17 protein-coding genes and 1 pseudogene are annotated in these 16,545 nt (G+C 70.1%); all 18 read left to right on the top strand.

Features of this window, described 5'->3' with window-relative positions:
- The first annotated feature begins 181 nt into the window (after positions 1-181).
- Entirely contained in the window at positions 182-1,006 is an 825-nt protein-coding gene (locus tag ACZ7GJ_RS16700) for a type 1 glutamine amidotransferase domain-containing protein (protein WP_470752487.1), read from the top strand.
- A 44-nt stretch (positions 1,007-1,050) separates the two neighbouring features.
- A complete protein-coding gene (locus ACZ7GJ_RS16695; RefSeq protein WP_470752309.1) occupies positions 1,051-2,718 on the top strand; it encodes a thiamine pyrophosphate-binding protein in 1,668 nt (555 codons plus the stop codon).
- A 29-nt stretch (positions 2,719-2,747) separates the two neighbouring features.
- Positions 2,748-3,179, top strand: a complete 432-nt coding sequence (locus tag ACZ7GJ_RS16690) for a nuclear transport factor 2 family protein (protein WP_470752307.1) — start codon at positions 2,748-2,750, stop codon at positions 3,177-3,179.
- Positions 3,180-3,203: 24 nt separating this feature from the next.
- Positions 3,204-3,659 carry a nuclear transport factor 2 family protein gene (locus ACZ7GJ_RS16685; RefSeq protein ID WP_470752304.1) on the top strand — a complete coding sequence of 152 codons (456 nt, stop codon included), beginning with the start codon at positions 3,204-3,206 and terminating at the stop codon, positions 3,657-3,659.
- A 13-nt stretch (positions 3,660-3,672) separates the two neighbouring features.
- Positions 3,673-4,062: a nuclear transport factor 2 family protein gene (locus tag ACZ7GJ_RS16680; protein ID WP_470752302.1), complete on the top strand. Its 390-nt coding sequence runs from the start codon at positions 3,673-3,675 to the stop codon at positions 4,060-4,062.
- 9 nt (positions 4,063-4,071) lie between these two features.
- Entirely contained in the window at positions 4,072-5,688 is a 1,617-nt protein-coding gene (locus tag ACZ7GJ_RS16675; protein WP_470752300.1) for a GMC family oxidoreductase, read from the top strand.
- A complete protein-coding gene (locus ACZ7GJ_RS16670) occupies positions 5,681-6,295 on the top strand; it encodes a DJ-1/PfpI family protein (RefSeq protein WP_470752298.1) in 615 nt (204 codons plus the stop codon). The genes ACZ7GJ_RS16675 and ACZ7GJ_RS16670 overlap by 8 nt, the downstream gene beginning before the upstream one ends.
- The gene (locus ACZ7GJ_RS16665; protein WP_470752296.1) at positions 6,295-6,732 is read left to right on the top strand and encodes a VOC family protein; all 438 of its coding nucleotides are present in this window, start codon (positions 6,295-6,297) and stop codon (positions 6,730-6,732) included. Before ACZ7GJ_RS16670 ends, ACZ7GJ_RS16665 begins: the two co-directional genes overlap by 1 nt.
- Positions 6,729-8,555, top strand: a complete 1,827-nt coding sequence (locus ACZ7GJ_RS16660; RefSeq protein WP_470752294.1) for an AGE family epimerase/isomerase — start codon at positions 6,729-6,731, stop codon at positions 8,553-8,555. The genes ACZ7GJ_RS16665 and ACZ7GJ_RS16660 overlap by 4 nt, the downstream gene beginning before the upstream one ends.
- Positions 8,556-8,592: 37 nt before the next feature.
- Positions 8,593-8,973 (top strand): STAS domain-containing protein, encoded by a 381-nt coding sequence (locus ACZ7GJ_RS16655; RefSeq protein WP_470752293.1) that lies wholly within the window; start codon positions 8,593-8,595, stop codon positions 8,971-8,973.
- The gene (glgX, locus tag ACZ7GJ_RS16650; protein ID WP_470752292.1) at positions 8,970-11,111 is read left to right on the top strand and encodes a glycogen debranching protein GlgX; all 2,142 of its coding nucleotides are present in this window, start codon (positions 8,970-8,972) and stop codon (positions 11,109-11,111) included. The genes ACZ7GJ_RS16655 and glgX overlap by 4 nt, the downstream gene beginning before the upstream one ends.
- A 24-nt stretch (positions 11,112-11,135) precedes the next feature.
- On the top strand, positions 11,136-11,447 hold the full coding sequence (locus ACZ7GJ_RS16645; protein ID WP_365918357.1) for an STAS domain-containing protein: 312 nt from the start codon (positions 11,136-11,138) through the stop codon (positions 11,445-11,447).
- Positions 11,448-11,466: 19 nt separating this feature from the next.
- Positions 11,467-11,922, top strand: coding sequence for an ATP-binding protein (locus ACZ7GJ_RS16640; RefSeq protein ID WP_470752485.1), 456 nt, complete (start codon positions 11,467-11,469; stop codon positions 11,920-11,922).
- Positions 11,904-13,163, top strand: coding sequence for a PP2C family protein-serine/threonine phosphatase (locus tag ACZ7GJ_RS16635; protein ID WP_470752290.1), 1,260 nt, complete (start codon positions 11,904-11,906; stop codon positions 13,161-13,163). The genes ACZ7GJ_RS16640 and ACZ7GJ_RS16635 overlap by 19 nt, the downstream gene beginning before the upstream one ends.
- Positions 13,164-13,916: a MinD/ParA family ATP-binding protein gene (locus tag ACZ7GJ_RS16630; RefSeq protein ID WP_470752288.1), complete on the top strand. Its 753-nt coding sequence runs from the start codon at positions 13,164-13,166 to the stop codon at positions 13,914-13,916.
- A 77-nt stretch (positions 13,917-13,993) separates the two neighbouring features.
- Positions 13,994-14,734, top strand: coding sequence for a type 1 glutamine amidotransferase domain-containing protein (locus tag ACZ7GJ_RS16625; protein WP_470752286.1), 741 nt, complete (start codon positions 13,994-13,996; stop codon positions 14,732-14,734).
- Between the two features lie 36 nt (positions 14,735-14,770).
- Positions 14,771-16,264, top strand: coding sequence for an aldehyde dehydrogenase family protein (locus ACZ7GJ_RS16620; protein WP_470752284.1), 1,494 nt, complete (start codon positions 14,771-14,773; stop codon positions 16,262-16,264).
- A gap of 48 nt (positions 16,265-16,312) precedes the next feature.
- A pseudogene (locus tag ACZ7GJ_RS16615) lies at positions 16,313-16,450 on the top strand (NAD(P)-binding domain-containing protein); the annotation flags it as partial.
- Positions 16,451-16,545: the final 95 nt, after the last annotated feature.

Raw genomic sequence — 16,545 nt, 5'->3', positions numbered from 1 at the left:
TGATTCGGCCGAAGTCAGGTAGTCCTGAAGCTACTTCATGACGTCGGTGCGCGACTTCCTGAAGTGCCCCCACGACCTGGGCCGCTACCTCACCAAGTCGCACACCGGCGCTTTGACGCAGGACCCGGGCCCGGCCAGTGTGGGGGACGCCAACGACAACAGGCGGCGCCTGGAGGAATCCGTGAGCAGAAAGATTCTGGTCATTGTCTCCGAACACGGTTACTGGGCCGAGGAACTGATAGGCCCCGTATCCAAGTTCGACGAACAGGGCTATGAAGTCGTATTCGCCACGCCGACCGGAAAGCGTGCGCACGCCCTTCCGCCGAGCCTCGACGCGAACTACATCGATCCTCCACTGGGACGCTCGGTCACCACCGAGGAGAACGCCCGGCTGGGGCGCGAGTTCGAGCAGTCGAGCCGGCTCGACTCTCCCCTCGACATCGAGGCGTGGGCGCCCGAGCGCCCGTACACGAGCGACTCGGCCTATCTGCCCAAGCTGGAGCAGTACCACCGCGATCTGGACAAGCTCCAGGCCGACATCGCCGGCTACGACGCGATCCTCGTCGTCGGCGGCAGCGGCCCGATCGCCGACCTCGCCAACAACGAGCGGGTGCACGCCCTCATCCTGGCCTTCAAGAACGCCGGCAAGGTGGTGGCCGCGGAGTGCTACGGCGTCGCCTGCCTGGCCTTCGCCCGGGACTGGGGCGACCGCAGGAGCATCATCTGGGGCAAGCACGTGACCGGCCACTGCAAGGAGTACGACTACAAGGACGGCACCGGATTCCTCGGCACCGACTTCAACATGGGGCCGCCGCCTTACCCGCTGGAGTACATCCTGCGCGACGCCACCGGGCCGCGCGGGGCGTACCACGGGAATTTCGGACACCCGCTGTCGGTGATCGTCGACTTCCCGTTCGTGACCGGCCGTTCCACCCCCGACTCGTATCTCACGGGGCAGAAGATCGTGGAAGTCCTGGAGAACGGTCTCACCCGGTACGGCTGGTAATTCCGGAGCGTCCCGGAAACACGCGGGCAAAGAGGGGGAGTTCGATGAGTTCCGAAGCCACTCCCGGACGGGAAAGGCTGATCGAGCAGTTCAAGGCCGACGGCCTGAATGTGATGTTCGGAAATCCGGGGACGGTGGAACAGGGATTCCTCGACGCGGTGGACGCGGCGGAGGACTTCACCTACATCCTGGCCCTCCAGGAGACCGTGGCCGCCGGCATCGCCGACGGCTACGCCCGGGCCACCGGCGGCGCGGCCCTGCTCCAGCTCCACTCCGGGGTCGGGCTGGGCAACGGCATCGGCATGCTCTACCAGTCGCTGCGCGGCCACACCCCACTGGTCGTGGTCGCCGGCGACGCCGGGGTCCGCTACGACGCCATGGACGCGCAGATGGCGTGCGACCTGGTGGCGATGGCGAAGCCGGTGACCAAGTACGCGACCCGCGTCACCGACCGGAACTCGGTGCTCCGTACCATCCGCCGGGCGGTCAAGATCGCCCTGACCCCGCCGCGCGGACCGGTGTTCGTGGCGCTGCCGATGGACGTGCTGGACGAGCTCAACTCCGAGCCCGTGGTGCCCGCCACGACGGTGCTCACCGACGTGGCGCCCTCGCCCGCCTCGGTGGGGCGGGCGGCCGGGCTGCTCGCCGCCGCCGAGCGGCCCCTCGTCCTGGTCGGCGACGGGGTCTCGCTCTCCGGGGCGCAGAACGAGCTCGCCGCCGTCGCCGAGCTGCTGGGCGCCGACGTCTACGAGGTGGACTCCTCCGAGGTGAACATCGCGGCCTCGCACCCGCTGCGCCGCGGCCAGACGGGCCACATGTTCGGCCCGCACAGCAAGGAGCTGATCGGGGCCGCGGACGGGGTGCTGATCGTCGGCACCTACGTCTTCCCCGAGGTGTTCCCCGAGCTGGAGAGCCCCTTCCGGCCGGGCGCGAAGGTCGTGCACATCGACCTCAACGCGTACGAGATCGCCAAGAACCACCCCGTCGACCTCGGGCTCGCCGCCGACCCCAGGCAGGCGCTGCGCGCGCTGGCCGGCGTACTGGAGCAGGTACGGACCCCGCGGCAGCGGGCGGCGGCCGCGGCCCGGCTGGACACGCGCACCAGGGAGCGGGCCCGGGCCGTCCTGTCGGCCGCGGACGCAGGCGCAGGCGCGGGCGGGGCCGACGGCTCGCCGATGGCGGTCTTCCTGCGGACGCTCGCCGAGCGCACCGCCGGCGACCTGATCGTCTTCGACGAGGCGCTGACCACCTCCCCGCTGGTGACGAAGTACCTGCCGCCCGAACGGCCGGGCGACTACCACCTGACCAGGGGCGGCTCGCTCGGCGTGGGCTTCCCGGGCGCGGTCGGAGCCAAGCTCGCCCACCCGGACCGGCTCGTCGTCGGCTTCGCGGGCGACGGCGGGTCGATGTACACGTACCAGGCGCTGTGGACCGCGGCCCGGCACGGCATCGAAGCCAAGTTCGTGGTCTGCAACAACCGCAAGTACCGCCTGCTGGACGACAACATCGCCCAGTACTGGCGGGAGCGGGAGATACCCGAGCACGGCTTCCCGGGCTCCTTCGACCTCTCGCACCCCGAGATCGACTTCGCCGCACTGGCCAGGTCGCTCGGCGCCGGCGGGATGCGGGTGGAGAAGCCGGACGAGGCGGTCGCCGCCGTGGGCCGGATGCTGTCCCACTCCGGGCCGTTCCTCGTCGACATCCAGATCTGACACCCCCGCAACGGACAGGAGGAGACCGCATGCCCGCCGAGCGGCTGACCGAGGACGCGATCCGCGCTTTCGCCGACAAGTGGTACGTGGCCCTGGACCAGCACCTCCCCCCGGACCAGGTGCTCGCCCTCATCACCGAGGACCTGGAGTTCAAGGTCCCGGAGGACACCTTCCTCGGGTACGAGGGCTTCGGCCGCTGGTACGCGGCCGTCACCAACCGGTTCTTCGACGAGGTGCACACGGTCACGAAGGTCGAGCCCGTCATCGAGGGCGAGCGGGCCGTCGTCCGGGTCCTCGTGAACTGGCAGGCCAAGATCTGGGACCCGCCGGCCGCCCGCAGCCAGTGGCTCGGCTTCGACGCCGACCAGACCTGGACGGTGGTGGCCGGCCCCGACGGACCGCTGATCAAGCAGTACACCGTCAACGACCTGGCGCCGATGCCCGGTTCCGGCTCGCTCTGAACCGCCGGCGAAGGAGGAGCGACGATGACCGAAGTGACACGGGAGCGGGTCGAGGCGGCGTACGCGGCCCTCGGCTCGGGCGACCGGGCGCGCATCCTGGAGTACTACTCCGAGGACCTGCGCTGGCTGGTGCCGGGCAACCATCCGCTCGCCGGCTGGTACGAGAGCCTGGACGCCTTCCTGGAGCTGATGGGACAGACCCACAAGCTCACGGGCGGCACCTTCCGGATGGACCTGGAGGCGGTCCTCGTGGGCGAGGACTGCTCCGCGGACGTGTGCCGCAACGTCGCCCTGCGCGGCGGCGCGGCCGAGGGGAGCCGCTCCCCGTACGAGCGGATGGACTACCCGGTCTTCCATTTCATGCGCTGGCAGGACGGCCGGATCATCGAGGGCCGCGACGGGCTCTTCGGCGACTCGGCGACCGCCTTCAGCCAGTTCTGGGCGCCGTTCGCGCCGGACGGAACCCGTAGGGACCGATAGGGGGATGTGCGCGATGGATGCACGCGAGACCAATACCGAAGTCCTGCGCAAGTACTACGAGTACGCCAACGCCGGGGACTGGGACCGCTGGTGCGACCTGTTCGCCGACGACCAGGTCATGGACGAGCAGCTGGCCGGCCACATCGAGGGCCTGGAGGTCCTGCGCTCGATGATGAAGGGCATGGGGACGATGTACCGCGTCTTCCGCAACGAGCCCGTGCACTTCATCGTCGACGGGCAGGGCGAGAAGGCCGCGGCCGTCTCCCACCTGACCGCGGTCAGCGCCTCGGGCGAGGCCATCGAGGCCGAGGTCATGAACTTCTTCCGGATCGTGGACGGAAGGATCGCCTACATGGCGAACTACCACGACACGGTTCCCTTCCAGGTGCTGAGCCAGGGCTGAGGGGGACCCGTGAGCGTGGCAGAGTACGACTACGTCATCGTGGGCTCCGGCACCGCAGGCAGCGTCCTGGCCAACCGGCTCTCCGAGGACCCCGACGTCTCCGTCCTGGTCCTGGAGGCGGGCGGCTCCCGCATCCCGCCCGAGGTGGACGACCCGTCCTCCTGGTACAAGCTGCTCGGCGGGCCCGTCGACTGGGGCTACACCAGCGTCCCGCAGCCCGGCCTCGACGGCCGCCGCACCTACGAGCCGCGCGGCAAGGCCCCCGGCGGCAGCAGCAACCTCTACATCATGATGCACATCCGGGGCCACGCCTCGGACTTCGACAACTGGGCCTACCAGGGCGCGGCCGGCTGGGCGTACGAGGACGTGCTCCCGTACTTCGCGCTCCTGGAGGGCCAGGAGGACGTCACCGCGGCCACCACCGGCACCCGCGGCCCGCAGCGGATCACCAACGCCGGGCAGCACGGCCCGAACCCGGTCTCCCGCGCCTTCATCGACGCCGCCGTCGAGCTCGGCCACGAGGAGATCGCCGACTTCAACACCGACGGACCCCGGCGCGGGCTCTTCGGCGCCGGCTGGCACCACATCGACGTGGCCGACGGCCGCCGCCAGGGCGTCCTCGCCGCCTACCTGGAGCCGGCGCTGGAGCGCCCCAACCTGACCCTGCGCACCAGCGCGCAGAGCACCCGGCTGCTCTTCGACGGCGACACCTGCACGGGCGTCGAGTACGTCCAGCTCGCGCCGCCCGCCCAGTTCCCCGGCCGGACCGTCCGCGACGGCCACAGCTCGCCCGCCGAGCCGGGGCTGCACACCGTACGGGCCCGCCGGGAGGTGCTCGTGGCGGCGGGGGCGATCGAGTCACCGAAGCTGCTGCTGCTCTCCGGCATCGGCCACCCCGAGCAGCTGCGCGAGCACGGCATCGCGCTCACCACGGCCCTGCCCGGGGTCGGCGAGAACTTCCACAACCACGTGCTGACCGGGCTGATGGCCGAGGTCACCCAGGAGCTCCCGCCGCCGGCGCAGAACCTGTCGGAGAGCGCGCTGTTCCTGTCCTCACGGCCCGGGCTGCCCGCCCCGGACCTGCAGATCGCCTTCGTACACGTGCCGTTCGACGTGATCGTCGGCCAGGACCACCCCAACACGGTGTCCATCCTGCCGGGTGTCGTACGCCCGGTCTCGCGCGGCTGGATCAGGCTGGCGAGCGCCGATCCGCTGGCGCACCCGCTCATCAACCCGAACTACCTGGGCGACCGCTGGGACCTGGAGCGCATGGTGCAGGGCGTCAGGCTCGCTCGCGAAATCTTCGCGACCTCGGCCTTCTCGCCCTGGTACAAGCAGGAGCTCCAGCCGGGTCCCGGCCACGTCTCCGACGCGGACCTGCACCGCTTCGTGAAGCAGAAGTCGGAGAGCTACCACCACCAGGCCGGCTCCTGCCGCATGGGCATCGACGACCTCTCCGTCGTCGACCCCGAGCTGCGGGTGCACGGCGTACGCAACCTGCGCGTCGTCGACGCCGGCGTGATGCCCGCCGTTCCGTCGGGCAACTGCCACACCGCCATCGCGATGATCGCCGAGCGCGCGGCGGACTTCCTCCGCGCTTCGAACAGGGGGGTTCCCCGTGCCTGACGCCGTGCTGCGCGAGGGCGCGCTGTCCGGGACCAGGATCGCGGTCCTGGTCGAGAGCGACTTCTACGAGCCCGAGATCTTCTACTACCAGCACCGCTTCGCCGAGGAGGGCGCCGAGGTCGACTTCCTGACCCGGCTGTGGGGCAACGAGTCCATCACCTTCTCCGGCCACGAGTACCGGGCGCCGTTCACCGCGAGCCGGTCCCTGGAAGGGCTGAGCGACGAGGAGCTGCGCCGGTACGCGGCGCTCATCGTGCCCTCGGGCATGGTGGCCGACCGGCTGCGCTACACCGAGGACGTGGACGTACTGGCCCCGGCGACGGAGCTGCTGCGCCGGGCGTTCGAGGAGCCGACGGTCCTCAAGGGGATCATCTGCCACGGCATGTGGCTGGCCTCCTCGATCCCGGACAAGATCCGCGGCCGCAAGGTGGTCTGCCACAACAACCTCATCGGAGACGTCCGCAACATGGGCGCCGAGTACGTCGACGAGGACGTGGTCGTGGACGCGGACCTGGTCACCGGCCGCACCGGCGCCCACCACCACCTGTTCGCCCGCCGGATCATCGAGCTGATCGCGGCCGGGCGGGGTGCGCGGGGGGCCGGCTGATGGCCGGGCTGCGGTGGTCGCACGTGGCCCTGAACTGCACGGACCAGAAGACCACCGAGGAGTTCTACACCCGGTACTTCGGCTTCGCCCGGGCCCGGGTGGTCGACCTGGGGGAGGCCCGGATCGTGTTCCTGCGCCGGGGGGACGCGTACCTGGAGCTCTTCGCGGCCGACGGCGAACCGGCCCGCGAGGCGCACGACGACGGGCCGCAGGCAGCGGGGCGGATGCGCCACCTGGCCTTCCAGACCGACGACGTGGACGCGTTCCTGGCATCGCTCGGCGACGCGGCCGAAGTGACCCTGGGGCCGCTGGACTTCGACGACTTCATCTGCGGCTGGCGGACCGTGTGGGTCCGCGACCCCGACGGGGTGATCGTCGAGGTCAGCCAGGGATTCGAGGACGACCGCACGCCTTCAGAGAATAAGGACGGTGCATGACCATGGCGGACGCCGTGAGCTTCTCCTTCTCCGACACCATCGCGGGCTATGTCGGCCGCTTCGACTCCGGGACCAGGCTGCTGCGGCTGAGGACCTCGGACGGCCGAGAGTTCGACGTCTCGCTGGCCGGCGACCCGAGCGCCGAACTGGTCCGCAACCTCGACGAGCCCTACATCGACGCTTCCGGGCACATCGACGAGATGCTCTCGCCGGGCCGGTTCCTCTTCGTCTACGGGGTCCACTACCCCGAGCACGGCGGCCGCTTCGACGCCAAGCGCCTGGTGTTCCTGGGCCGCGGCGCCGAGGACTTCCGCTTCGAGGAGCCCAGCTGGTGGGTCAAGCAGATCGAGTCGCTGGCCGACTTCTACAAGCGGGCCCAGTTCGGCGACGGACCGGTGGACTTCACCGAGTACCGCACCGAGATCCGGCTCGGCGGCGACAAGACCGCCAGCCACGTCCAGGAGACCGACACGATCTCCCGCCTGGTCTACGGCATGGCCTCGGCCTACCTGCTGACCGGCAAGGACGAGTACCTGGAGGTCGCGGAGCGCGGCACGGAGTACCTGCGCAAGCACATGCGGGTCGTGGACGGCGAGGAGGACGTGGTCTTCTGGTACCACGGCATCAGCGTCGACGGGGACACCGAACGCAAGCTGTTCACCTCGGAGTTCTCCGACGACTACGACGCGATCCCGATGTACGAGCAGATCTACGCGCTGGCCGGGCCCATCCAGACGTACCGGGTCACCGGTGACATCCGGATCAAGAACGACGCGGACGCCACCATCCGGCTGTTCGACAAGTTCTTCTTCGATCCGGAGCAGGGCGGCTACTACTCGCACATCGACCCGATCCTCTTCAGCGCGGACCACGAGTCCCTGGGAGAGAACGCCGAGCGCAAGAACTGGAACTCGGTCGGCGACCACGCGCCCGCGTACCTGATCAACCTGTACCTGGCGACCGGCGAGCAGAAGTACGCCGACTTCCTCGAATACACCTTCGACACCATCGCGGACAAGTTCCCGGACTACAAGAACAGCCCCTTCGTCCAGGAGCGCTTCAACCGCGACTGGTCCCACGACAAGGCGCACAGCTGGCAGCAGGACCGCGCGGTCGTCGGCCACAACCTGAAGATCGCCTGGAACCTGATGCGGATGAACTCGCTGAAGGCCAAGCCGGCGTACGAGGAGCTCGCCCGCAAGATCGGCGAGATCATGCCGGCGGTCGGCAGCGACGTCCAGCGCGGCGGCTGGTACGACGTCGTGGAGCGGGTGAAGCGGGGGGACCAGGAGACGTATCGTTTCGCCTGGCACGACCGCAAGGCCTGGTGGCAGCAGGAGCAGGCGATCCTCGCCTACCTCATCCTGCACGGCACGGTCGGCGGCGACGCGTTCCTGCGCGAGGCCCGGCAGGCGCAGTCCTTCTACAACACCTTCTTCCTCGACCACGACGAGGGAGCCGTCTACTTCAACGTGCTCGCCAGCGGTACGCCGTACCTGCTCGGCACCGAGCGGCTCAAGGGCAGCCACTCGATGTCCATGTACCACTCGGCCGAGCTCTGCTACCTCTCCGCCGTCTACAACAACCTGCTCATCAACGGCCGGGAGATGGACTTCCACTTCCAGCCCGACCCGACCGGCCTGCCCGACCGCGTCCTGCGCGTCTCGCCCGACCTGCTGCCCGCGGGCTCGGTGCGGATCGCGTCCGTGGAGATCGACGAGAAGCCGTACGAGGACTTCGACGCGGACGGGCTCACCGTCCGCCTCCCCGACGTCCAGGGCCGGGTCAAGGTCAAGGTCCGGCTGCGGCCGGTGACTTCATAGCGCTCAACGGGGGGCGCCCCAACATGAGGGGAAAGCAATGACACTGAACGTGAAGGAACGCCGCAACAAGACGGGCACCGTGCTCGTCGCCACCGGCGAGATCAACAGCGAGACGTCCGGAGCACTCCTCCAGTCCCTGCTGCCGCTGGTCCGCGAGGGCCGGCCGCTTCGCATCGACCTCACGGCCGTCACGTACGTCTCCAGCGCCGGGCTGCGCACCCTGCTCGTCGTCTACCGCGAGGCCCAGCACACCGGGGTCGCGGTGACCCTGTACGGGGTCAGCGAGGAAGTCCGGTTCGTCATGTCGGCCACCGGGTTCCTCGACTTCTTCTCGACCGGCGAGGCCGAGGCCGCGAATGCCAAGGCCGCCGCGAACGCCAAGGCCGCCGAGGGCGCCAAGGCACGGGCCGCACGATGACCGAGTCCCAGTCCGATCAGGTCCTGCGCGTCGACGCGTACCCGACCCACGAGGTGGGCGGGTACCGCGTCCGCGCCGGCAAACCGTTCCCCTTCGGGGCCAACGTGGTCCCGGGCGGGGTCAGCTTCTCCGTCTTCTCCGACCAGGCCACCTCCATGACCCTGGTCATCTTCAAGCGCGGAGAGCCCGAGCCGATGGCCGAGCTGGAATTCCCCGAGGAGTTCCGCACCGGCAGCGTCTTCGCCATGACGGTCTTCGGCCTCGACCACGAGAACATCGAGTACGGCTACCGGGCCGACGGCCCGTACGACCCGGTCACCGGCCACCGCTTCGACGCCCGCCAGATCCTCTCCGACCCGTACGCCCGGCTGATCGCCGGCCGCGACGTGTGGGGCGTGGAGCCGGACTACAGTCGCGGCTACCAGTACCGCTCCCGGGTCTGCCTCCAGGACTTCGACTGGGGCGACGACACCCCGCTGCGGACTCCCGCCGAGGACCTCGTCGTCTACGAGGCGCACGTGCGCGGCTTCACCCGGCACCCGTCGTCGGGGGTCACCGCCCCCGGCACCTTCGCGGGGCTGCGGGAGAAGATCCCGTACCTGAAGGAGCTCGGCGTCAACTGCATCGAGCTGCTCCCGGTGTTCGAGTTCGACGAGAGCGACAACCCGCGCACCAACCCGGAGACGGGGGAACGGCTCTTCGACTACTGGGGCTACAACACGATCTCGTTCTTCGCCCCCAAGGCCGGCTACGCGGCCACCGGACGCTACGGGATGCAGGGCGACGAGTTCCGCACCCTGATCAAGGACCTGCACGCGGCAGGCATCGAAGTCATCCTCGACGTCGTCTTCAACCACACCGCCGAGGGCAACGAGCAGGGCCCGACGATCTCCTTCAAGGGCCTCGACAACGCCACGTACTACATGCTCACGCCCGAGGGGTACTACTTCAACTTCAGCGGCACGGGCAACACGGTCAACTGCAACCACCCCGTCGTGCGCAACTACGTGCTCGACTGCCTGCGCCACTGGGTCGCCGACTACCACATCGACGGCTTCCGATTCGACCTCGCCGCCATCCTCGGCCGGTCCCTGGACGGCACTCCGCTGCCCAACCCGCCGCTGCTGGAGCTGCTGGCCTTCGACCCGGTCCTGCGGCACACCAAGCTCATCGCCGAGGCCTGGGACGCCGGCGGCCTCTACGAGGTCGGCAACTTCCCGGCGTACGGCCGCTGGGCCGAGTGGAACGGGAAGTACCGCGACACCGTGCGCAGCTTCCTCAAGGGCGACCCCGGGGTGACCGGGGAGCTCGCCACCCGCATCGCCGGCTCGCCGGACCTCTACTCCAGCCGCGGGACCTCGGCCTCGGTCAACTTCCTGACGGCGCACGACGGCTTCACCCTCGCGGACCTGGTCTCGTACAACGACAAGCACAACGAGGCCAACGGCGAGGGCAACAACGACGGCGGCAACGACAACGCCAGCTGGAACTGCGGGGTCGAGGGGCCGACCGACGACCCCGAGGTGGGCGCGCTGCGGCTGCGCCAGATGAAGAACGCCCTCGCGATCCTCTTCACCAGCCAGGGCATTCCGATGCTGCTGGCCGGGGACGAGGTCGCGCGCACCCAGCAGGGCAACAACAACACGTACTGCCAGGACAACGAACTGTCCTGGTTCGACTGGGACCAGGTCGACGACAACGCCGAACTGCTCCGGTTCACCCGGGAGATGATCGCCTTCCGGAGGCGCCACCGCGAGCTGCGCTCCACCGCCCACCCCACCGGTCAGCTGCGGGACAGCCTCGGGCTGCCCGACATCAGCTGGCACGGGGAGCGGGCCTGGCAGCCCGACTGGTCGGCGCAGAGCCGGCTGCTGGCCGTGGCCCGCTGCGGCACCGGGGACGACGACGTGGTGTACGTGGCCATGAACGCGCACTGGGAACCGCACGACCTGGAACTGCCCGCCCTGCCCGGCGGCCGCAGCTGGCACCTCTTCGCGGACACCGGGGCCGCGGCCCCGCACGACATCCGCAGCCCCGGCGCCGAGCTCGAACTGGAGAACGCCGGCAAGTACCTGATCGGTCCGCGCTCCGTCGTGATCCTGGTCGGCCGCACGCCCGACCCCGACCCCGAGCTCTAGCCCCCGCACCGAAGGAGACCTGACATGCCGCTTTCCGTGTCCCTGAGCATCGAGGGCGACACCACCGTGATCGAACTGGCGGGGGAGCTGGACGCCAAGACCGCGCCGGACTTCCACCAGACCATCGAGAAGGCCGCCGGGCACGGCACCAACACCGTCGAGATCAGGATGGCGGGCGTCGGCTACATGGCCAGCGCCGGGCTGCGCTCCCTGGTCTTCGCCCAGCAGAAGGTGGCGAACCACGTCACCATCAAGGTGGTCGGCGCCATCGAGCCCGTCTCCCGGACCATCCGGACGGCCGGGCTGGACCGCAGCATCGTCCTCTCGGACGAGTGAGTCCGGTCCCGTGGCCGACATGGTCGAACTGGCGAGGACGCCTGCCGAACTGGAGGTGCCCGCCACCCTCGGGGCACTGGGCGACATCGCCGCGTTCGTCGTGCGGCTGGCCGCCCGGGCGGGCCTGGACAAGGGCGCCGCGTACCGGATCCGGCTGGCCGTGGACGAGCTGGCCACGAACATCGTGATGCACGGGTACCGGGGCGGCGACGGGCGGATCACCGTCCGCGGCAGCTCCGGTGCCGGGCGGGTGCAGGTCGCCATCGAGGACGCGGCACCCCCCTTCGACCCCGTCCGGGGCCGCCTCCCGCCCGACCCCGGGGTTCCCCCGGAGCGCAGGCGGATCGGCGGCCTCGGCATCCACCTGGCGCTGACCAGCGTGGACGAGTTCGCCTACGTCCACAGGGACGGCCGCAACATCAGCACGCTGACCGTGAAGGCCGAGGGGACGGACCGATGCCCTCCACGACCGTGATCATCCTCGACGAGTACCCGCCTCCTCCGCTCGAACTGCTCGACGCACTGCGCGAGATGGACGCGGAGCTCATCCCGCGCACCCTCGCCGAACTGCTGTCGGGACCACAGGAGGAGCTGCCCGTCGCGGACGTGCTGCTCTCCCCGGCCCTGGCCGACGGGGACTCCGTACGGACGGCCGTGCGCCGGCTGCGCCGCTGGGCCGGGGCCCCCATCGTGGTCGTGTGGACCGTGGCCGAGTTCGGCGCCCTGGAGGAACACGTCCGGCTCGGCCACGACTACCTCGTACCGCCCTTCCTGCCCACCCTGGTCGGGGCCCGCCTGCACAGCTGCTCGGAGCGCGCCGGACTCGGCCGCACCCTGCGCGAGGCCGATGCCCGGGCCGAACTCATGGGATACGAGAAGGAGTTGGAGATCGGCCGGGAGATCCAGGCCGGCTTCCTGCCGGAATCGCTGCCGGTCCCCGAGGGCTGGGAGATCGACGTGCGGTTCCGGCCCGCCCGGCAGGTCGCCGGGGACTTCTACGACGTCTTCGAGATCTCCCGCGGCCGACGGCTCGCCTTCGTCGTGGCCGACGTCTGCGACAAGGGCGTGGGCGCCGCGCTGTTCATGGCGCTCATCCGCTCCCTGCTGCGGCACACCGCCGAGAACAGCGGCCTCCAGCACCTGGTGGCCGCCGGCCGGGCGGGCGGCAGCCGGCGGATCCCGGTCGTCGGCGCGACGCCGCTGCTCAACGCGGTCACCGCAACCAACGGCTACCTGACCCGCAACCACCTGCGTCAGGGCTACTTCGCCACCCTGTTCTTCGGGGTGCTGGACCCGCTCACCGGCAGCCTCGTCTACATCAACGGCGGCCACAACCCGCCCCTGCTGCTGTCCGCCGACGGCAGCGTGCCGCGCGCGCTGGACGTCACCGGACCGGCCGTCGGGGTGCTCCCCGACTGCGTGTACACCCTCGGCTACGCCCAGTTGAACCCCGGCGACACCCTCTTCGTGTTCACCGACGGAGTGCCCGAGGCGCGCTGCCCCAGCGGCAGCTTCCTCGGCGACGACCGGATGCTGGAGCTGCTCGCCGGACCCCCGGCGAGCGGCAGGGAGGTGGTCGACCGGATGGACATGGCCGTACGCGAACACACCGGCACAGCCGAACAGCACGACGACGTCACCATGCTGGCCCTGCACCGGCCACGTGCGGCGCGGGGGCCGCACGCGGGCGGTGCCGGTCACCTGGTGGTGGCCTAGATGGCCAGGACCATCGTGGTGCACTCGCACCGCGGCGGCACCGGAAAGTCCTCGGTACTGGCGAACCTCGCCCTGCTCATCGCGGGCGAGGGACGCCGGGTGGGGGTGGTCGACACGGACATCCAGTCGCCCACCCTGGACCTGCTCTTCCGGCTCGGCCCGGGTCCCGCCCTGGCCGACTACCTGCTCGGACGCTGCGAGATCGAGGCCACGGCCCAGCAGGTGGGCGCCGATCCCGGCCTGGGCCTCTACGTCGTCCCGGCCCGGACCGGGACGGCCGCCCTGCGGGAGATCATGACCACCGGCTACGACGTGGGGCTGCTGCCGGAGGGCTTCGACCGGCTGGCCGGGCACTACGCCCTCGACGTGCTGCTGCTCGACACCCACGCCGGACTCAACAACGAGTCGGTGACCGCCATGGCGAGCGCCGACGTGCTGATGATCATGGCCCGGGCGGACCGGATCGACCTCCAGGGGGTCGAGGAGACCATCGCCCTGACCGGGCGGCTGTCCTGCCGGCGGGCCCTGGTGATGAGCATGGCCCCCGAGGGCATCGACCGCGAGGCGGCCCGCCGGCGCGCGGAGGAGGTCTACTGCGCGCCCCTCGCCGGAATCCTTCCCTATGTACCGGAAATGGCGGCCCTCTACGGCGAACGCATATTCGCCGAAGCCCACCCCGACCACCCCCTGGTCGGTGAATTCCGCACCATCATATCGGCGTTGGACGCACGTGACGAAGTATCGCGGGCCTGACGCCATCCCCTTACGCCCCTAGCGGGGGGCGTGTTGAATCGGCAGCGAATCCGGCACATCAGAACAGGAGAAGAGTCATGAAGATTCTCGTCGTCATGACGGCCAAGGCCACGCTCCATCTGCTGGACGGGGAACAGCACCCCTCGGGATTCTGGGCCGAGGAATTCGTCGTGCCCTATAACCTCTTCAGGGCGGCCGGCCACACCGTGGACGTGGCGACGATCGGCGGCTCGGCCCCCACGGTCGACCAGACCAGCATCGACCCCCAGTTCCTCCAGTGGGTCCGCCCCCAGGGTTCGCCGGACGAGGACGCGGCCAACGCCGCCGAGTACGTCCGGGTCATCGAGAACACCCCCCAGCTGAGAGCCCCCATCGCCCTGGAGGGCCTCGGCGAGAAGGACATCGCGGACTACGACGGCATCTACATCAGCGGCGGCCACGGCGCCATCGGCGACCTCCCCAAGTCCGACGAGCTGGCCCAGATCCTGCGCTGGGCCATCGCCCAGGACAAGCCGCTCGCCACCGTCTGCCACGGCCACACCTCGCTGCTCGCGCTGCGCGACGGCGAGGGCCGCTGGCCCTTCGAGGGCTACCGGATGACGGCCTTCTCGCACAGCGAGGAACTGGTCACGAACATGGCCGGCCGCCTCCCGCTGATCCTGGAGGCCGAGCTCACCCGGCTCGGCGCGCGGTACGAGAAGGCCGAGGCGATCTGGGACTCCCACGTCGTCGTGGACCGCAGGCTCACGACCGGACAGAACCCGTACTCCTCCAAGGCCCTTGCCGAGACGTTCTTACGGCAGCTCGCGCAGGGCTAGCAGGACCGCCCCGCACCCCGACACCGGAAGGCAGCCATGACCAAGCGCGAGCTCAGCGACCAGCCCTTGGCCAACCCCGGGAAACTGTTCATCGGCGGCACCTGGGTCCCGGCCCGGGACGGCCGTACCGAGCCGGACATCAGCCCCGTGGACGGACAGGAGATCGTTCCGGTGGCCCAGGCCACCGCCGCCGACGCGGACGCGGCCGTTGCCGCCGCCCGCAAGGCGTACGAGGAAGGTCCCTGGAGCAGACTCTCCGCCCAGGAGCGCGCGCTGCGGCTGAACCGGGTCGGTGAGCTCATCGAGCGGGACCTGGAGGAGATCGCCCTCCTGGAGACGGTGGACATGGGCAAGCCCTTCGCCTTCTCCAGCACCGTCGACGCCCCCATGGCCGCCCAGCTCATGCACTACTACGCCGGGGCCGTGACCCGGGTGGACGGCTCCTCGCGGGCCCCGGCCGGCGGGCAGCTCGCGTACACCCTGCGCGAACCGCTGGGCGTGGTCTGCGCCATCACCCCGTTCAACTTCCCGCTGCTGCTGTCGATGACCAAGATCGCCCCAGCCCTCGCGGCCGGGAACACGGTGGTCCACAAGCCCTCCCCGGCCACCCCGCTCACCGCCCTGAAGATCGCCGAGCTCTTCCAGGAGGCGGAGATCCCGGACGGGGTGCTGAACGTCATCACCGGTCCCGGCGTGGAACTGGGGGAGACCCTCACCGACCACCCGGACATCGACAAGATCGCGTTCACCGGCTCCACCTCCGTCGGCCAGTCCATCATCCGCAAGGCGGCCGGCACCCTGAAGAAGGTGACGATGGAGCTCGGCGGCAAGTCCGCCAACATCGTCTTCGCCGACGCCGACCTCGACGCCGCCGAGGAACTCGCCTTCTTCGGCATCTACTACAACAAGGGCGAGATCTGCACCGCCGGCTCCCGGCTGCTGCTGCACCGCCCCATCCACGACGAGATGGTCGAACGCCTCGTCCGCAGGGCCGCCGCCCTCAAACCCGGTGACCCGCGCGACCCGGCCACCCTCTTCGGGCCGCTCGCCCACCGGGGCCAGTTCGACAAGGTCAGCTCCTACATCGAGATCGGCGAGAAGGAAGGCGCGGTCCTGCGCACCGGCGGCACCGGGTGGACCCCCGAGGGCGCCTCCGGCGAGCTCTCGGCCGGCCTGTACTTCCTGCCGACCGTCTTCACCGGTGTCGACAACAGCATGCGGATCGCCCAGGAGGAGATCTTCGGGCCGGTCCTGTCGATCATCCCCTTCGACACCGAGGAGGACGCCGTACGCATCGCGAACGACAGCGCGTACGGCCTCGCCGCCGGGGTCCACACCAAGGACCTGCGCCGCGCCCACCGCGTCGCCTCGCAGATCAAGGCGGGCACGGTCTGGGTGAATTGCTACAACCAGTACGACCCCTCCGTGCCCTACGGCGGCTACAAGGCCTCCGGCTACGGCCGCGAGTGCGGCCCCGAGTCGCTGGAGAGCTACACCCAGACCAAGTCGGTCTGGATCGGCATGGACTGACACCCCGACCCGTTCACGACAGGCCCCGCGCGGACCCGAGGAGCGTCAATGCGGACAGGCATCATCGGCACCGGCAGGATCGGCTCGACCCTCGCACGGATCCTGGTGGCCGCGGGCCACGAGGTCGTGCTCGCCAACGCCCGTGGCCCGCAGAGCCTGGCGGCCCTGGTCGCCGAACTCGGCCCCGGGGGGGGGGGGGGGGGGGGGGGGGGGGGGGGGGGGGGGGGGGGGGGTGGGGGGGGGGGGGGGGGTGGTTGGGGGGGGGGGGGGGGGGTGGGGGG

The sequence above is a fragment of the Streptomyces sp. NPDC037242 genome (assembly GCF_055604165.1).
This window is presented reverse-complemented; position numbering and strand designations above follow the sequence as displayed.

What these genes read in the sequence shown, in the direction of transcription:
- ACZ7GJ_RS16695 (WP_470752309.1), top strand. Translation starts at nt 1,051, where the DNA reads ATGAGTTCCGAAGCCACTCCCGGACGGGAAAGGCTGATCGAGCAGTTC.
- ACZ7GJ_RS16690 (WP_470752307.1), top strand. Translation starts at nt 2,748, where the DNA reads ATGCCCGCCGAGCGGCTGACCGAGGACGCGATCCGCGCTTTCGCCGAC.
- ACZ7GJ_RS16685 (WP_470752304.1), top strand. Translation starts at nt 3,204, where the DNA reads ATGACCGAAGTGACACGGGAGCGGGTCGAGGCGGCGTACGCGGCCCTC.
- ACZ7GJ_RS16680 (WP_470752302.1), top strand. Translation starts at nt 3,673, where the DNA reads ATGGATGCACGCGAGACCAATACCGAAGTCCTGCGCAAGTACTACGAG.
- ACZ7GJ_RS16665 (WP_470752296.1), top strand. Translation starts at nt 6,295, where the DNA reads ATGGCCGGGCTGCGGTGGTCGCACGTGGCCCTGAACTGCACGGACCAG.
- ACZ7GJ_RS16660 (WP_470752294.1), top strand. Translation starts at nt 6,729, where the DNA reads ATGACCATGGCGGACGCCGTGAGCTTCTCCTTCTCCGACACCATCGCG.
- ACZ7GJ_RS16655 (WP_470752293.1), top strand. Translation starts at nt 8,593, where the DNA reads ATGACACTGAACGTGAAGGAACGCCGCAACAAGACGGGCACCGTGCTC.
- glgX (WP_470752292.1), top strand. Translation starts at nt 8,970, where the DNA reads ATGACCGAGTCCCAGTCCGATCAGGTCCTGCGCGTCGACGCGTACCCG.
- ACZ7GJ_RS16645 (WP_365918357.1), top strand. Translation starts at nt 11,136, where the DNA reads ATGCCGCTTTCCGTGTCCCTGAGCATCGAGGGCGACACCACCGTGATC.
- ACZ7GJ_RS16640 (WP_470752485.1), top strand. Translation starts at nt 11,467, where the DNA reads ATGGTCGAACTGGCGAGGACGCCTGCCGAACTGGAGGTGCCCGCCACC.
- ACZ7GJ_RS16635 (WP_470752290.1), top strand. Translation starts at nt 11,904, where the DNA reads ATGCCCTCCACGACCGTGATCATCCTCGACGAGTACCCGCCTCCTCCG.
- ACZ7GJ_RS16630 (WP_470752288.1), top strand. Translation starts at nt 13,164, where the DNA reads ATGGCCAGGACCATCGTGGTGCACTCGCACCGCGGCGGCACCGGAAAG.
- ACZ7GJ_RS16625 (WP_470752286.1), top strand. Translation starts at nt 13,994, where the DNA reads ATGAAGATTCTCGTCGTCATGACGGCCAAGGCCACGCTCCATCTGCTG.
- ACZ7GJ_RS16620 (WP_470752284.1), top strand. Translation starts at nt 14,771, where the DNA reads ATGACCAAGCGCGAGCTCAGCGACCAGCCCTTGGCCAACCCCGGGAAA.